We start from the raw sequence: 16,236 nt of genomic DNA, 5'->3' as shown, positions 1-16,236 counted from the left end.
ATGCCTGTTCAAGGATCACGCCCAGGCTTGATCGAAGAAAGAATGCGATGACTGAAACTATTAATTCCGTAGCTGCTAGCGCAAACCCATCAAGCGCTTCAGGCCAATTTGATGCACATAACAGCAGCGCACTGCGCTTTATCACCTGCGGCTCGGTCGATGACGGCAAGAGCACGCTGATCGGTCGTCTGCTGGTGGACACCCGCGCCGTGCTGCAGGATCAGCTGGCCGGCGTCACCAAGTCCGGCGAGACGGATCTGGCCCTGCTGACCGACGGCCTGGCCGCCGAGCGCGAACAGGGCATCACGATCGATGTGGCCTACCGCTACTTCGCCACCGAGTCGCGCAAGTTCATCATCGGCGATGCTCCCGGTCACGAGCAGTACACACGCAATATGGTGACGGCCGCATCGAGCGCCGATGCCGCCGTGGTGCTGGTCGATGCCACCAAGCTGGACTGGAAGAATGCCGATCTGGAGCTGCTGCCCCAGACCCGCCGCCACAGCCTGCTGGCCCATCTGCTGCGCGTGAATTCGCTGGTGTTTGCCGTCAACAAGCTCGATGCCGTGGAAGACCCGGCCCTGGCCTTTTCCCATATCAGCGCGGCGCTGCAGAAGTTCACTGCCTCCGCAGACATCAAGATCACGGCCACCGTGCCCGTGTCCGCGCTCAAGGGCTACAACGTGGTCAACAGCACTGACGGCTGGGCCGGCTACCACGGCCCCAGCCTGCTGCAACTGCTGGAACAACTGCCCAACACGCCGACCGACAGCGATCTGGCGCTGGCCTTCCCCGTGCAGTGGGTGGAGAAGTTCTCTTCTTCGTCCGACACCAGCCAGGGCCGCCGCGTGTTCTGGGGCCGTGTCGCCACAGGGGTGGCCCAAGTCGGTGCCCAGGTGCAGATTCTGCCCAGCGGCCAGCTCGCGACCGTGGCCCAGGTCATAGACCATGCCCGCGTGCCCAAGGAAGTGGCTGCCGGCCTGTCCGCCGGCATCACGCTGGACCGCGAGGTCGATGTCTCGCGCGGCGACTGGATCATTGCCGCCCCCGTGCAAGCCGAAGTGGCCGAGGACGACTTTGATGCCCCTGCTGCCGCAAGCCCATGGCCCAGCAGCCGCGAGATCACCGCCACCGTGGCCTGGATGGACACCGAACCCCTGGTGCCCGGTCGCGTTTACTGGGCGCTGCATGGCCATCGCTGGGTCAAGGCCAAGGCGCGCCGCTTGGTGCACCGCCTCAATATCAATACACTGGACAAGGAAGACGCCCAGCAGCTCGAGGCCAATGCCATCGGCCAGGTGGAGCTGGTGCTGCAGGAAGCCATCCCGGCCGCCCCCTTTACCCAAGCTCGCCAGCTGGGCTCGCTGATTCTGGTGGACACTGCCAGCAATGCGACAGCCGGTGCTGCGCTGGTGAACTGAAGCCAATGAAGACAGGGCCGCAACGGCGATCTGACCGTCAAACCAGATCTCCATACGGCCTTATCCAGCCAGGCACTGGCGCTGCGCGGGAAAAAACCTAAAATCACGGGGTTTTACCAATCCCCACCCAAGAAGAAGATTCTCAATGACTCACGTCGTTACCGAAAACTGCATCAAGTGCAAGTACACCGATTGCGTGGACGTTTGCCCCGTGGACTGCTTCCGTGAAGGCCCCAACTTTCTGGTGATCGATCCCGATGAATGCATTGACTGCGCCGTCTGCATTCCCGAGTGCCCGGCCAATGCCATCTTTGCCGAAGAAGATGTGCCTGCCGATCAACTGGCCTTCATCAAGCTGAACGTGGATCTGTCCCAGCTCAAGAGCTGGAAGAGCATCACCAAGCGCAAGGCTTCGCTGCCCGACGCCGACGAGTGGAATGGCAAGCCGAACAAAGTGGATTTGCTGGAGCGCTAAGCCAGTCTGGGCGCGGACTGCGCTACGCTTGCCTGCATGAGCCTGTCCAACGCAACGACCAACGCTTCTCTCTCACTACAACCCGCCGTGGAAACCGACGCCATCATCATTGGCGCAGGTCCGGCGGGTTTGTTTCAGGCCTTTCAGCTTGGCCTGCAGGGCATTCAAGCCCATTTGATCGATGCCCTGCCCCATGTGGGCGGCCAGTGCAGCCAGCTCTACGCACACAAGCCCATCTACGACATCCCCGGCATTCCGGTCTGCACGGGCCTGGAGCTGGTGCAACTGCTGGAGAAGCAGATCGCGCCCATGCAGGTGACCTGCCATCTGTCCCAGCAAGTACAGACCCTGCAGGCCCTTGACGACGGGCGCTGGCAGGTCGGCACCACGGCAGGAGTGCTGTTCCATACCCGCACCGTCTTCATCGCCGCAGGCGTCGGCGCGTTCGTGCCCAAGGCCCTCAAGGCGCCAGGAGTTGATGAGCTCGGCACGGGCCAGTTGCACTATCACCCGCAGCAGCTGGATATGGCTGCAGGCCGCCAGGCGCTGGTCTATGGCGGCGATGAGGAAGCCGTAGCTGCAGCCATTGACTGCAGTTCAAGCGCGGCCAGAACCGTTCTCATGCATCGCCGTGACAGCTTCAATGCCGAGCCGGCGCAACTGACCCGGCTTCAGCAGTTGCGCGAGTCTGGCGTTGTCGAAGTACTGATCGGCCAGATCACCGAAGTGCGGCACGGCGATGGCCGGCTGGAGGCCGTGCAATGGATGGACGGCGAAGGCAATGAACATCTGCTGCCTATCGAGCAGTTGCTGGTCTATCAGGGCATTTCACCCAAGCTGGGCCCTTTGACGGACTGGGGACTGGCACTGGAGCGCAAACAACTGGCGGTGGATCCGGCAACGCTTGCCACCAGCGCCCCGGGGATTTATGCCATTGGCGACATCGTCAGCTACAGCGGCAAGAAACGGCTGATCCTCTGCGCCTTCCACGAGGCCACCATGGCCGCGTTTGCAGCCGCCGAATACCTGCAAGGCAGCAAGCCTTTGCTGGAGTACACGACGACCAGCGCGCGCCTGCATGCCATCCTGGGTGTGTCTCACTGAAGAGCCACCAGTGCCTTGTCTCGGACTCTTTGGAGTCTGCAGCTTCTGAGGCAGGCATAAAAAAACCGCTATCCCTCGGGATAGCGGTGTAAATCACGACGGGGTCAGACCCCACCGCGCGCACTTTGATCTCGGCTCAATGACCATGTGCCGGCTTGACCGGAATGATGGGCACTTCCTTGCCTTCCTTGTCGTAGACCTTGCCACCTTCGACGCGGTCGCCATCGGCCAGGGCTTCCAGCACATGCTGGCTCAGGGCGCGGCCATAGCCGGCTTCAAAGACGGAAGGCTGATCGGAATTGCCTTGCTTGAAGTGGTTGTAGAGCAGGTTCAGGGTCACGGCAACCAGGGCCGTTGCACTGATGCCCGAGTGAAAGATCGTGGCAAACCATGCGGGGAACTGGTCATAGAACTTGGGAGCCACCACCGGCAGCAGGCCCGCGCTCACCGAGGTGGCAACAATGATCAGATTCATATTGTTGTTGTATTCCACCTTGGCCAGGGTACGGATGCCGCTGGCAGCCACGGTACCGAACAGCACCAGGCCGGCGCCGCCCAGCACGGAGGGAGGCACGCAGGCCACGATGCGGCCCATCACCGGCAGCACGCCAAACACGATCAGGATCAGACCGGAGAAAGCCACCACGAAGCGGCTCTTGATGCCGGTCACGGCCACCAGACCCACGTTCTGTGCAAAAGCGCTTTGCGTGAAGCCGCCAAAGATGGGGGCCACGATGCTGGAGAGCATGTCGGCGCGCAGACCATCACCCAGACGGCGACCGTCCACGGGGCTGTCCACGATTTCGCCCACGGCCAGCACGTCGGCCGAGGTTTCCACCAGGATCACCAGAATCACGATGAACATGGAAATAGTGGCCGCCATGTCGAAAGTGGGCCAGCCGAAATGCAAAGGCGTGGGCACCGCAAAGATGGGGCCGTTGAACACTTGCGAGAAATCGGCCTTGCCGATGAACACGGCCGTGATGGTGCCCACCACGATCGCCACCAGAATCGACAGGCGCGACAGCATGGCATTGCCCAGCTTGCTGAACAGCAGAACCATGAACAGCGACAGACCGGCCAGACCGATATTGCCCATGCTGCCGTAGTCGGCAGACTTGGCATTGCCGCCCATGGCCCAGTGCGCGGCCACGGGCATCAGCGACATGCCGATCACCGTGATCACGCAGCCATTGACCAGCGGCGGGAAGAATTTGGTGATGCGCGAGAACACCGGCGCAATGATCAGGCCCAGGATCGAGGAGTACATGACGGCACCCAGCACGCCCTGCATGCCACCACCGGTGTGCAGAATGCTGACCATGGTGGCCACGCCTGCGAACGAAACGCCCTGAACCAGAGGCAGACGGCAGCCGAAGAAAGGGATGCCCAGCGTCTGCAGCAAGGTTGCCACACCGCCCATGAACAGGCAGGCAGTCACCAGCAGACCGGCATCGGCAGCAGACATGCCAGCCGCTTCAGCCACAATCAGAGGCACCGCCACGATGCCGCCGTACATGGTCAGCACATGTTGCAAGCCATACATGAGGTTGGCGGTAACGCCAAGATTCTCATCTTCGGGGCGCTTGACGGCCGCATCCCTGGATGCTCCGGTCTGATCGTTCATCTTTGTCTCCTAAATTACCTACTCACCAAGGCTCTAGAGGCCTTTCGCTCTGTCCGGTCGACTTGCAGCAACTCTTTCGGCAGCGATCTTTTCCGATCGCCCCGGCGAGGCCTTGTGCTGCAGCCAGTCGCTCTTCTTCGAGAGCGATCCGACCTATGGAAAAGAGCAAACCACTCTTTCATTCACCCAAGTCAGTCTTTCAATCTCCTTTGATTGCAGGACATCCGCCGGACGGACTATTCCATTACGCAATCAAAGCCATACCCAGAAGGGCATGAGTCGAGACTTTACGTTGCCAGAAGACCAAAATTGTCTACAGTTTTGTATACAAAGTGCTGACCAGAACCTTTCCAAAGCAAAAAAGCACACGCATTGGCTGCGATCGGGCGCCGGAAATTGATGCAGATCATGCCCGTCAAGGCATTCATGCCCTCTATAAAGAACAAAAGGATGCAAGACACATTCCCAGTTGTGTCCTGCATCCAGCAGAGAAGAGAAAAGAGAAATCTGGAGCGCTGATCAGTCTTCCTCGGCCTGAGCGATGCCGGGAAACAGTACATCGGTAAAGCCGAAACGGCTGAAATCGCGCACCCTCATCGGATAGAGCTTGCCCCAGAGGTGGTCGCACTCATGCTGGACCACGCGCGCGTGAAAGCCATCGACCGTGCGGTCAATCGGGTCGCCGTAGATATCAAAGCCGGTGTAGCGCACCTTGTTCCAGCGTGGCACCATGGCTCGCAGACCGGGAACTGACAGACAGCCTTCCCAATCCAGCTGCTCCTCTTCACCGATGGGTGTGATGACTGGATTGATCAGCACGGTGCGGGGCACTATGGGGGCATCCGGATAACGGGGATTGGGCTCACCCGAGCCAAACACCACCATCTGCAAATCCTCGCCGATCTGCGGCGCCGCCAGGCCGGCACCGTTGGCAGCATGCATGGTGTCCAGCAAATCCTTGAGAAGCAGATGCAGCGCATCCGTATCAAATTCAGTCACCGGCTTGGCAAGCCTCAGCAGACGGGGATCACCCATCTTCAAAATGGTACGTACAGTCATATATCAATACAGCGTGCAGCAACCACCGGGTCACCGCACTGTTCAATCATCAAAAGCATAGCGTCGCCACCAATCCACGTGAACGGTGCGGCCAGTTCGGGCATCAGGCACAGAGAATTTAATGAAATTGTGATGAACTTCCTGCGAGCCCATTTTTACACCCTATAATCTAGGTCTTCTTCCTCAATAGCTCAGTCGGTAGAGCGCCGGACTGTTAATCCGTAGGTCCCTGGTTCGAGCCCAGGTTGAGGAGCCAAGAATTTCGATGCTTTGCGGATATCAAAGCATCACACCGACATATTCCTCAATAGCTCAGTCGGTAGAGCGCCGGACTGTTAATCCGTAGGTCCCTGGTTCGAGCCCAGGTTGAGGAGCCAAAATTTAGTTGCCTTGCAATCGCTCAAGGCATGTCACACCGACACATTCCTCAATAGCTCAGTCGGTAGAGCGCCGGACTGTTAATCCGTAGGTCCCTGGTTCGAGCCCAGGTTGAGGAGCCAAAATTTAATCGCCTTGCAATCGCTCAAGGCATGTCACACCGACACATTCCTCAATAGCTCAGTCGGTAGAGCGCCGGACTGTTAATCCGTAGGTCCCTGGTTCGAGCCCAGGTTGAGGAGCCAAAATTTAGTCGCCTTGCAATCGCTCAAGGCATGTCACACCGACATATTCCTCAATAGCTCAGTCGGTAGAGCGCCGGACTGTTAATCCGTAGGTCCCTGGTTCGAGCCCAGGTTGAGGAGCCATTCAAAAGCCTGTATGCAAGTCATACAGGCTTTTTCTTTTATCTGCTCAGGCGGCTCTCACCACGCCCACCGAAGCACCCACGGGTGGCGCATCTACAGCGACGGCCTTGTGTGCAGAGTGAGGGACATAGGGATAGTGATGCGGCACCACGGGAATATGCTGCTCGCCCTGCTCCCAAGCTCGCAATTCATCTTCCAGTCGAGCAGCACGTTCGGCATACATCTGAGCGGAGGACTGGTAGTACTCCGCCGCGATAGTGTGCTCCAGAACAGCCATGCGCGCCTCTTGCAGATAGGCACGCGTACGGCGGATATAGCGCGGTTCGGAACGTCCAAAACCGAAGATCTTGCCGAAAAACATGACCAGCCTCCTTTTCCGGTAACAACGCAAATCCGTCACGACTCCTCAACTGATGGAGCAATGTTGCCAGCGTAATGTCTCCGTTTCAAGACATCTGTCCCACAGCAAGAGTTCGCCTCGTAGGAGGGGCACCCGCCACTTGCGGCCGCCCGCCCAAAGCCGGCTCCAGGCAGGGCCTGAAACACTGCTTTCCTGTCACAAAGCCCAACTCGGGAATCAATCAGACACATTGTTCGGGTATTTCCGCCCCCACATCGCCCGGCGAGCAAGGGCTTGCCGGCGATTCAAGCAAGGGCAAACACGCAGGACTCCCGCCGCGAACCGCTGCCAATCCCGGCCTGCCCATGCGCTGCGGCAGGCAAGAGCACCCGCCATCAAGACTGGATCGCTACAGAATTCAATGCAGCATCCCTGCCGCACAGACAGGCACAACCCAGCGAGTCAGTTGCCCCGCAGGAAGTTCTGCACCCCTTCGGCCACATGAACACCAGAGGACATACAGGCCGTGAGCAGATAGCCGCCCGTGGGGGCCTCCCAGTCCAGCATTTCTCCCGCACAGAAGACGCCAGGCAGAGCGGCACACATCCCCCGCGCATCCAGAGCCTCCAGACGAACTCCGCCTGCCGTGCTGATGGCCTCATCGATGGGGCGCGGTGCGATCACCGTCAAAGGCACCGCCTTGATCGTGGATGCCAGGCGCTTCATGTCCGCCATGCCATCCTTGCCAAGCACCTCATACAGCAAACCCGCCTTGATGCCATCAAGCCCCAGACGCCCCTTGAGATGACTGCTGAGGCTGCGCGAGCCGCGCGGCCGCATCACCTCCTGCTGCACACGCTCCACACTCCACTGCGGCAACAGGTCCAGCTCGAAGCGCGCAGTGCCCTGGCGGGCAATGCAGTCCCGCAACAGGGAGGAGACAGCATAGATCAGGCTCCCCTCCACCCCGGTCTGCGTCGCAACAAATTCACCTTGACGTTCAAAGCCGGCACTTTGCTCGTCCGCAAACTTCAAGACCACCGACTTGAACGGCTGCCCGGCAAAGCGCTGAGCAAAGACCTCGCTCCAGCCGGCTTCACGCCCTTGCGGCCAGCCCACATCAAAGCCACAGTTGGCCGCCTGCAACGGGGCAATGCCCACCCCCTTGTCCTGCAGCAGCGAAACCCAAGCGCCGTCCGAGCCCAGACGCGCCCAGCTGCCGCCGCCCGTCGCCAGCACCAAAGCCTTGCAGCCAATCTTGACCCTGGCACTTTCTGTCTGAAGAACCGGCTTGCCATCCTCTGCCCAGCCGATCCAGCGGTGACGCATATGAAACTGCACGCCCTGCGACTTCATACGCACCAGCCAGGCACGCAGCAGCGGCGCTGCCTTCATATCCGCAGGGAACACTCTTCCGGATGTCCCCACAAAGGTATCAAAACCCAGCTCCTTGACCCAGGCCTGAAGCTCGCTCGCACCCCACTTTTCGAGCCAGGGAGTCAAATCTGCAGAGCGGCAGCCATAGCGAGTGACAAAGCTCGAGAACTCCTCGGAGTGCGTAAGATTGAGGCCGCCTTTGCCGGCCATGAGGAATTTGCGAGCCGCCGAGGCTTTCGCCTCGAACACCCTGACCGACAAGCCGGCCTTTGCCAATTGCTCGGCTGCCATCAAGCCCGCAGGCCCGGCACCGATCACAGCCACATCACAGACCCATTCGGAATCGGCCATCAAGGGCTCCGAGACACTCATACTTCTACCACCTCAATCTGCCGGCAGCCACCGGCCGCCAAAGGGTGCGCAGAATACCACCGACGGCATTTCTGCAATATTGCGGGCACTATTAGCGCGATAGCTGCAAACAACCAGCCACACACCGTGGCGGGAGATGAGTTTCTGTCACAATCAACTCACTAGGCGAATAGACCGCCTACCTTTTTGATTCAAGAAAATCCAGGACTACAAATGGCCAGCGAATTGATCAAGCACATCACGGATGCAAGCTTTGAGTCTGACGTACTGCAACCCGGCACGACCGTGCTGGTGGATTACTGGGCTGAATGGTGCGGCCCTTGCAAGATGATCGCCCCCATCTTGGACGATGTGGCCGAAGGCTACAAAGGCAAGGTGCAGATCGCCAAGATGAATGTGGACGAAAACCGTGAGATCCCTGCCAAGTTCGGCATTCGCGGCATTCCCACACTGATGTTGTTCAAGGACGGCCAGCTGGCCGCCACCAAGGTTGGCGCGCTGAACAAGACGCAACTGTCCGCCTTCCTCGACCAGCACATCTAATGCATTCAAAAAACAGAGCTCCCAATGGAGCTCTGTTTACTTCTGGGCACCCGCTGCCCTCCCCCATTTGCATCTGCTACAGACCCGGCACAGGTTGCAGATGACAAGTCCTCGATAAATTGCTTGCAAGCTGCGCCAGTTTTCCTGTCATAATGTATGAACCGCCGGCCACCGCATGGGACCGCGCTGGATTTTTCTTCAGGCAAGCCTGCCCACTTTCACAGTGTCTCGTTAGGCTCTACGCCTCCCCCCCTGGTTATTCTCACTCCACGCTTGGAGTCATTTCATGCACCTTAATGAACTCAAGGCACTGCACGTGTCTGAAGTCTTGAAGCAGGCCGAAGCGCTTGAGATCGAAAACGTCGGTCGCATGCGCAAGCAGGAACTGATGTTCGCCATCATCAAAAAGCGCGCCAAGGCCGGTGAACAGGTCTTTGCCGACGGCGTGCTGGAAATCCTGCCCGATGGCTTCGGCTTTCTGCGTAGCCCCGATACCAGCTACACCGCCAGCACCGACGACATCTATATCTCGCCCAGCCAGGTGCGCCGCTTCAATCTGCACACCGGCGACATGATCGAAGGCGAAGTGCGCATCCCCAAGGATGGCGAGCGCTACTTCGCACTGACCAAGCTCGACAAGGTCAATGGCAATTCGCCCGAGCAAAACAAGCACAAGGTGCTGTTTGAAAACCTGACCCCTCTGTTCCCCAAGGAACAGATGCGCCTGGAGCGCGACATCAAGGGCGAAGAGAACATCACCGGCCGCATCATCGACATCATCGCCCCCATCGGCCGCGGCCAGCGCGCGCTGATCGTGGCGCCGCCCAAGAGCGGCAAGACCATGATGATGCAGAGCATTGCGCACGCCATCACCGCCAATCACCCCGATGTGCACCTGATGGTGCTGCTGGTGGACGAGCGCCCCGAAGAAGTGACGGAAATGCAGCGCTCGGTGAAGGGCGAAATCATTGCCTCCACCTTTGACGAGCCAGCTACCCGTCATGTGCACGTGGCCGAAATGGTGATCGAGCGCGCCAAGCGCCTGGTGGAACTGGGCAAGGATGTGGTCATCCTGCTGGACTCCATCACCCGTCTGGCCCGCGCCTACAACAACGTCGTGCCCTCGTCGGGCAAGGTGCTGTCCGGCGGTGTGGACTCCAACGCCCTGCAGCGCCCCAAGCGCTTCTTCGGCGCCGCCCGCAATGTGGAAGAAGGTGGCTCCCTGACCATCATCGCCACTGCACTGGTCGACACCGGCAGCCGCATGGACGAAGTGATCTTTGAAGAATTCAAGGGCACGGGCAACAGCGAACTGCACCTGAATCGTCGCCTCTACGAGAAGCGCGTCTTCCCGGCCATCGAGCTCAACAAGAGCGGCACCCGCCGTGAAGAGTTGCTGCTGCCTCCCGAGATCCTGCAGAAGACCCGCATCCTGCGTCAGTTCATGTACAACATGGACGAGATCGAGTCCATGGAACTCATGATCAAGAACATGAAGGCCACCAAGAACAACGTGGAGTTCTTCGACATGATGCGTCGCGGCGGCTAAGGCCTCTTCGTGCATCGAAACAACAAAGCCCCGCCTTGCGGGGCTTTGTTGTTTCTGGCGCTTGACCCCATTAATTGACATAGCTCAAACTGACTTGCAAGCCGCCCCTCAATACTAGGGATATACATCTATACAAATCTTGCGATAACCGGAAGCCAAAAGCTTTCAAGTCGCAGGTTCTGCATTCATGGCCCCTTCAGCAAATCGCACACCACCCTACAACACCACACCGATGCGCCTGCTGGCAGCAGCCACATTGCTGACAGCGCTGGCAGCCTGCAGCCCGACGGTGCCGATGCTGCAGCCACAGGCCCAGGCCAAGCTACCGGACAAGTGGCCTCAGGAGTGGACAAAAAAACAAGAGAACGCTGCGGCAGCAAATACGGCATCGATTGCCTGGCAAGACTTCTACCTTGACCAAAACCTGCAGGAGCTGATTCGCGCAGCGCTTGCCCACAATCAGGACCAGCGCCTTGCATTGCTGCGTGTGCAGGAGGCCCAGGCTGCCTATGACATACAGAGTGCTGCGCGACTGCCGACGATCGGCCTGGGCAGCAGTCATGGCAGAGCACGTGTTCCTGCCGACCTCAACGCCAGTGGCCGCTCCGTCGTCGCCGGCGATCAGCAAGTCTTTGTCGGCCTCAACAGCTGGGAGCTCGATCTCTGGGGCCGTGTCAAAAGTCTCAGCGAGGCTGCTTTGGGCAATTATCTGGCGCTGGATGCCACGCAGCATGCGGTTCAATCCAGTCTCGTCAAGCAGGTAGCGCTGAATTATCTGGCTCTGCGCAGTCTGGATGAGCGCCTGACCCTGACCCAGCGCACGATTGCCAGCCGCGAGGAATCGCTGCGCATCTTCAAGCGCCGCACCGAGGTGGGCTCCACTTCACGCTATGCGCTCACGCAGGTACAGACTCTGGTTCACCAGGCCAAGGCCATAGGCACTCAGCTGGCACAGCAGCGCGCGCTGCAGGCCAATGCACTGCAGCAGCTCACGGGAATGGATGCAGACCGCTTGCCGCAAAGCAGCTCCACCGCCGTGATCCTGAACCCGATTCCCGAAGGCCTGCCGTCCGATCTGCTGACACAGCGCCCCGACATCATTGCCGCCGAGTACGGCCTGCAGGCAACCAAGGCCAATGTGTCTGCAGCGCGCGCTGCGTTTTTGCCTCGCATCGCCCTGACCGGCAGCTGGGGCACGGCCAGTGCGGAGCTCGACGGCCTGTTCAGAAGCGGCAGCCGTGCCTGGCAGTTTGCTCCCACGATTTCGCTACCGATCTTTGACGGCGGCCAGCGCCAGGCCAACCTGAATCTGCAGGCCGTGCGACAGAACATGGCGGTTGTCCAGTACGAAAAAACCATTGAGACAGCAATGCGCGAAGTGCTGGACGCGCTATCCAGCCGCACCATGCTCGAGCAGCAGCTCGTGGTTCTGACCGATCAGCGCGCTGCACTCAAGGAACGCGCCCGACTGGCCCGGCTGCGCTATGACCAGGGAGCCTCGCCCTATCTCGATGTGCTGGATGCCGAACGCGACCTGCTCAGTGCCGAGCAGCAACTGGTTCAGGGCCGCGAAGCCCTGTTGTCCACCCAGGTCGCTCTCTATGCCGCTTTGGGTGGAGGCTACTTTGCTCAAGGCCAGAGCAGCCCCCCCAGCCCTGCAGCCCTCCAACCTTGACCTGCGAATCCATGTCCATGAACAAGAAATTGACCATCGCCGCGCTCATCGTTGCCGCCGCCGCCCTTGGCGCTTATGGCTGGCAGCAATGGCGCAGCGCACAGGCATCCGAAGGCCTGGTCAGCGGCAACGGCCGCATCGAAGCCACCGAAATCGACGTCGCCACCAAATACGCCGGCCGCATCGCAGAAATCCTGGTGCAGGAAGGCGAGTTCGTGAAAGCCGGTCAGCCACTGGCGCGCATGCAGATCGAGAGCCTGCAGGCCCAGCAGCGCGAAGCCATTGCGGGCCGCGAGCGCGCCTCTCATGCAGTGACCTCGGCGCGTGCCGAAATCGCGCTACGCGAAAGCCAGTACGCTGCCACCATGGCCACCGTGGCCCAGCGCGAAGCCGAGCTGGATGCAGCGCTGCGCCGCGTCAAACGCTCCGAGACACTGGCCCGCGAAGGTGCTTCATCGGAGCAGGAACTGGACGACGACCGGGCCCGCGTGCGTGGCGCCCAGGCTGCGCTCAAGGCTGCCCAGGCACAGGCCACGGCCGCCAAGGCAGCGATCGATGCTGCCAAGGCCCAGACCATAGGTGCGGAATCGGCGGTGACGGCCGCTGCCGCCACCGTCCAGCGCATCGACGCCGATGTGAAGGACAGCGAACTCACCGCCCCGCGCGATGGCCGCGTGCAATACCGACTGGCCCAGCCCGGCGAGGTGATCGGCGCAGGCGGCAAGGTGCTGAACATGGTGGATGTCTCGGACGTCTACATCAGCTTCTTCCTGCCCGAGACCGTGGCAGGCCGAGTGGCCCTTGGCACCGAGGTGCGCATCGTGCTGGATGCGGCTCCGCAATATGTGATTCCGGCTCAGGTGTCCTTTGTCGCCAGCACCGCCCAGTTCACACCCAAGACTGTGGAGACGGCCAGCGAAAGACAGAAGCTGATGTTCCGCGTCAAGGCACGTATTGCACCGGATCTGCTGCAAAAGCACCTGACTCAAGTCAAGACAGGCCTGCCCGGCGTGGCCTGGATCAAGCTCGATAAAGAGCGCGAATGGCCGGCCAAGCTGGAACTGCGCACCGGCGACGCTTCTGCCTCTTGAACGTTGCGTCCCCATTTGCCATGACCCAGCATGTAGCCACCTTGCGCAATGTGACGCTCGCCTACGGCAAGACGCAGGCGCTGCGCGGACTGAGCCTGGAGATTCCTGCAGGCATCATGGTCGGCCTGATCGGCCCTGACGGCGTGGGCAAGTCAAGCCTGTTGTCTTTGATTGCCGGCGCGCGTGCCCTGCAGGGCGGCGAGATACAGGTGCTTGACGGCGACCTGCGCAGCAAAAAACACCGCGATGCCGTCTGCCCCCGCATTGCCTACATGCCTCAGGGCCTGGGCAAGAACCTCTACCCCACACTGTCGGTGGAAGAGAATCTGCAGTTCTTCGGCCGCCTTTTCGGCCATGACGCGGCCGAGCGCCGGGCGCGCATCGACGATCTGACCCAGAGCACCGGACTGCAGAAATTCCTCTCCCGCCCTGCCGGCAAGCTCTCGGGCGGCATGAAGCAGAAGCTGGCGCTGTGCTGTGCCCTCATCCACGACCCCGACCTGCTGATTCTCGATGAGCCCACGACCGGCGTGGACCCGCTGGCACGCGCGCAGTTCTGGGATCTGATCAACCGCATCCGCGGCCAGCGCCCGCAGATGAGCGTGATCGTGGCCACGGCCTATATGGACGAGGCCCAGCGATTCGATTGGCTGGCTGCCATGGATGATGGCCTGATTCTGGCCACCGGCACCCCCGCCGAGTTGCTGGAGCGCACCGGCATGCCGGCGCTGGAGGCCGCCTTCATCGCCCTGCTGCCCGAGGAAAAAAAGCGCGGCCATGCCGCCGTGGTGATCCCGCCGCTGCAGACCAGCGATGACGACATCGCCATCGAGGCGCGTGATCTCACCATGCGCTTTGGCGACTTTGTGGCCGTGGACCATGTGAATTTCCGCATTCGTCGCGGCGAGATCTTCGGCTTTCTGGGCTCCAACGGCTGCGGCAAATCGACCACCATGAAGATGCTGACCGGGCTGCTGCCCGCCAGCGAGGGCGATGCCTGGCTGTTTGGCAAGAAGATCGATCCGCATGATGTGGCCACGCGCCGGCGCGTGGGCTATATGTCGCAGGCCTTCTCGCTCTACGGCGAGCTGACCGTGCTGCAGAACCTGGTGCTGCACGCCGAACTCTTCCACGTGGATCCGGCCGAGATCCCCGCGCGGGTCGAGGAGATGCTCACCCGCTTCGGGCTCACAGAAGTGCGCGAGACGCTGCCCGGCAATATCCCGCTGGGCATGCGCCAGCGCCTGTCGCTGGCCGTGGCCATGGTGCACAAGCCGGAGCTGCTGATTCTCGACGAGCCCACCTCGGGCGTGGACCCCGTGGCGCGCGACCAGTTCTGGCGCTTGCTGATCGAGCTCTCGCGCCGCGACCGGGTGACGATCTTCATCTCCACGCACTTCATGAACGAGGCCGAGCGCTGCGACCGCATGTCCATGATGCATGCGGGCAAGGTGTTGGACAGCGACCGGCCCGCAGCCCTGACCGCCAAGCGCGGCGCGGCCACACTGGAGGAGGCCTTCATCGGCTATCTGGTGGAGGCCTCGGGCGAGGCAGCGCCCGTGCTTGATATTAAAAAAGAAGCTACTACCGCTGACTCAGCCTTATCCTCAGCATCAAAAGTATCTGATATCAATACAGATAAAGCGCAGCAAGCTCCTATTTCAGAAGCACACAAAGGCCCTGGCTTCAGCCTGCAACGCTTGTGGAGCTATCTGTGGCGCGAGTCGCTGGAGCTGCAGCGCGATCCCGTGCGCGCCACGCTGGCTCTGGTGGGCTCGCTGGTGCTGATGGTGGTGATCGGCTTCGGCATCAGCATGGACGTCGAAGACCTGAAGTTTGCCGTGCTCGACCGCGATCAGAGCACTATCAGCCAGAACTATGTGAACAATCTCGCAGGCTCGCGCTATTTCATTGAAATGCGCCCCATCCAGGACTACGCGGACCTGGACCGGCGCATGAAGAGCGGCGAGCTGGCGCTGGCCATCGAGATACCGCCCGGCTTTGGCCGTGATGTGCTGCGCGGCTCGAAGGTAGCCGTGGGCGCCTGGTTCGACGGCGCCATGCCCCAGCGCGGCGAGACCGTCAAAGGCTATGTCCAGGCCATGCACCAGCTGTGGCTGGTGCAGCAGGCGCGCGAGCGACTGGGCGTGCAGCTCGGCAGCCAGGTCAGCCTGGAAACCCGCTTTCGCTACAACCCCGATGTGAAAAGCCTGCCCGCCATGGTGCCGGCCGTGATTCCGCTGCTGCTGATGATGCTGCCCGCCATGCTCACGGCCCTGGCCGTGGTGCGGGAAAAGGAGCTGGGCTCCATCGTGAATCTGTACGTCACTCCTGTGACCCGCATCGAGTTTCTGCTGGGCAAGCAGCTGCCTTATGTGGTGCTGGCCATGCTGAACTTCTTTCTGATGTGTGCCATGGCGGTATTCGTGTTCGGCGTGCCCATGACCGGCAGCTTCCCCCTGCTCGTCATAGCCGCCCTGCTCTTCAGCGTCATTGCCACGGGCATGGGGCTGCTGGCCTCTGCCGTCACCAGCAGCCAGATTGCCGCCATGTTCTTTGCCATGCTGGGCACGCTGATTCCGGCCACGCAGTTCTCGGGGCTGACCGATCCGGTGTCCTCGCTCGAAGGCGCCGGCCGCTGGATCGGCGAGATCTACCCGGCCACCTATATGTTCGCCATCAGCCGCGGCGTCTTCAACAAGGCGCTGGGCCTGCACGATCTGGCGCCTACCTTGGTGCCGCTGCTGATTGCCGTTCCCGTGATCATGGGCGTGGCCATCTGGGCCTTGCCCAAGCAGGAGAAGTGAAGATGCCCCCCCTGAGCTGCTGCGCAGCTTCCCCCTCTCTCGCTGCGCGG

General features: G+C 60.8%; 12 protein-coding genes and 5 tRNA genes. 13 read left to right on the top strand and 4 right to left on the bottom strand.

Going from position 1 to position 16,236, the window contains the following annotated elements:
• The first annotated feature begins 47 nt into the window (after positions 1 to 47).
• The 3 genes from FSY45_RS17000 (at position 48) to FSY45_RS16990 (ending at position 3,000) form a co-directional block, all read left to right on the top strand.
• On the top strand, positions 48 to 1,421 hold the full coding sequence (locus FSY45_RS17000; RefSeq protein ID WP_046462210.1) for a sulfate adenylyltransferase subunit 1: 1,374 nt from the start codon (positions 48 to 50) through the stop codon (positions 1,419 to 1,421).
• Between the two features lie 145 nt (positions 1,422 to 1,566).
• Positions 1,567 to 1,896, top strand: coding sequence for a ferredoxin FdxA (gene fdxA, locus FSY45_RS16995; RefSeq protein WP_003053491.1), 330 nt, complete (start codon positions 1,567 to 1,569; stop codon positions 1,894 to 1,896).
• A gap of 36 nt (positions 1,897 to 1,932) precedes the next feature.
• Positions 1,933 to 3,000 (top strand): NAD(P)/FAD-dependent oxidoreductase, encoded by a 1,068-nt coding sequence (locus FSY45_RS16990; RefSeq protein ID WP_046462211.1) that lies wholly within the window; start codon positions 1,933 to 1,935, stop codon positions 2,998 to 3,000.
• 136 nt (positions 3,001 to 3,136) lie between these two features.
• Here the strand turns inward: FSY45_RS16990 and FSY45_RS16985 are convergent, their stop codons facing one another.
• Together FSY45_RS16985 and def are read right to left on the bottom strand one after the other, a co-directional pair.
• Positions 3,137 to 4,627 carry a nucleobase:cation symporter-2 family protein gene (locus FSY45_RS16985; RefSeq protein ID WP_046462212.1) on the bottom strand — a complete coding sequence of 497 codons (1,491 nt, stop codon included), beginning with the start codon at positions 4,625 to 4,627 and terminating at the stop codon, positions 3,137 to 3,139.
• A gap of 519 nt (positions 4,628 to 5,146) precedes the next feature.
• Complete coding sequence (gene def, locus FSY45_RS16980; protein ID WP_039050848.1) at positions 5,147 to 5,686, bottom strand: peptide deformylase; 540 nt, start codon at positions 5,684 to 5,686, stop codon at positions 5,147 to 5,149.
• A gap of 180 nt (positions 5,687 to 5,866) precedes the next feature.
• Between def and FSY45_RS16975 the strand changes: the two genes are divergently transcribed.
• The 5 genes from FSY45_RS16975 (at position 5,867) to FSY45_RS16955 (ending at position 6,432) form a co-directional block, all read left to right on the top strand.
• A tRNA-Asn gene (locus FSY45_RS16975) sits at positions 5,867 to 5,942 on the top strand.
• Between the two features lie 45 nt (positions 5,943 to 5,987).
• Positions 5,988 to 6,063, top strand: a tRNA-Asn gene (locus tag FSY45_RS16970).
• 47 nt (positions 6,064 to 6,110) lie between these two features.
• Positions 6,111 to 6,186, top strand: a tRNA-Asn gene (locus tag FSY45_RS16965).
• Between the two features lie 47 nt (positions 6,187 to 6,233).
• Positions 6,234 to 6,309 (top strand) — tRNA-Asn (locus FSY45_RS16960).
• 47 nt (positions 6,310 to 6,356) lie between these two features.
• Positions 6,357 to 6,432 (top strand) — tRNA-Asn (locus FSY45_RS16955).
• Between the two features lie 46 nt (positions 6,433 to 6,478).
• Here FSY45_RS16955 and FSY45_RS16950 read toward each other — a convergent pair.
• Entirely contained in the window at positions 6,479 to 6,793 is a 315-nt protein-coding gene (locus FSY45_RS16950) for a hypothetical protein (RefSeq protein WP_003067300.1), read from the bottom strand.
• A 441-nt stretch (positions 6,794 to 7,234) separates the two neighbouring features.
• The gene (locus FSY45_RS16945) at positions 7,235 to 8,521 is read right to left on the bottom strand and encodes a TIGR03862 family flavoprotein (protein WP_080554195.1); all 1,287 of its coding nucleotides are present in this window, start codon (positions 8,519 to 8,521) and stop codon (positions 7,235 to 7,237) included.
• 213 nt (positions 8,522 to 8,734) lie between these two features.
• Between FSY45_RS16945 and trxA the strand changes: the two genes are divergently transcribed.
• The 5 genes from trxA (at position 8,735) to rbbA (ending at position 16,186) form a co-directional block, all read left to right on the top strand.
• Positions 8,735 to 9,064 carry a thioredoxin TrxA gene (gene trxA, locus FSY45_RS16940; protein WP_003053480.1) on the top strand — a complete coding sequence of 110 codons (330 nt, stop codon included), beginning with the start codon at positions 8,735 to 8,737 and terminating at the stop codon, positions 9,062 to 9,064.
• Between the two features lie 286 nt (positions 9,065 to 9,350).
• Positions 9,351 to 10,613: a transcription termination factor Rho gene (gene rho, locus FSY45_RS16935; protein WP_012839098.1), complete on the top strand. Its 1,263-nt coding sequence runs from the start codon at positions 9,351 to 9,353 to the stop codon at positions 10,611 to 10,613.
• 232 nt (positions 10,614 to 10,845) lie between these two features.
• Entirely contained in the window at positions 10,846 to 12,288 is a 1,443-nt protein-coding gene (locus FSY45_RS16930; protein ID WP_046462514.1) for an efflux transporter outer membrane subunit, read from the top strand.
• An 11-nt stretch (positions 12,289 to 12,299) separates the two neighbouring features.
• The gene (locus FSY45_RS16925) at positions 12,300 to 13,379 is read left to right on the top strand and encodes an HlyD family secretion protein (protein ID WP_034362613.1); all 1,080 of its coding nucleotides are present in this window, start codon (positions 12,300 to 12,302) and stop codon (positions 13,377 to 13,379) included.
• Positions 13,380 to 13,399: 20 nt separating this feature from the next.
• On the top strand, positions 13,400 to 16,186 hold the full coding sequence (gene rbbA / locus FSY45_RS16920; RefSeq protein WP_046462515.1) for a ribosome-associated ATPase/putative transporter RbbA: 2,787 nt from the start codon (positions 13,400 to 13,402) through the stop codon (positions 16,184 to 16,186).
• The last annotated feature ends 50 nt before the right edge of the window (positions 16,187 to 16,236 follow it).

The organism is Comamonas sp. Z1 (genome assembly GCF_008121555.1).
In the GTDB taxonomy this organism is placed as follows: Bacteria; Pseudomonadota; Gammaproteobacteria; order Burkholderiales; family Burkholderiaceae_C; genus Comamonas; species Comamonas thiooxydans.
This window is presented reverse-complemented; position numbering and strand designations above follow the sequence as displayed.